1 protein-coding gene is annotated in these 334 nt (G+C 62.3%); it reads left to right on the forward strand.

What is annotated here, in order from left to right; translation table 11 throughout:
- The coding region (locus tag DDR33_RS26365; RefSeq protein ID WP_202913861.1) for a hypothetical protein at positions 1-334 on the forward strand (334 nt) is incomplete at both ends.

Below are 334 nucleotides of genomic sequence, written 5' to 3' on the forward strand. Positions count from 1 at the left end.
ACCCGGCCTTCGTCGTCGTAGTAGTTCACGCTCCACAGCATGTGGGCGGGGTTGTTCAGCACGGCGGTACGGGTGGCCGTCAGCAGGCTGTGGATCATCTGGCTGCCGTTCCGGGCGTACCCGGAGGGAAGGCCGGGGATGTTATAGTTGTCGTAGTAGCTGACCGTCAGGGGGGTATTGAAATTCTGGGGGTAACTGACGATCTGGTAGTCGGCCCCGGGGGTACGGCTGTCGTACTGGGGGGCGGCATAGACGAGGGCTTTCAGGGCGGCGGGGTCTATGGCGGTATTGCCATTGTTCCACAGCCCGGTCATGATCACACGGCCCAATCCGT

The sequence above is a fragment of the Pararcticibacter amylolyticus genome (assembly GCF_003130405.1).
GTDB classification, from domain to species: domain Bacteria; phylum Bacteroidota; class Bacteroidia; order Sphingobacteriales; family Sphingobacteriaceae; genus Arcticibacter; species Arcticibacter amylolyticus.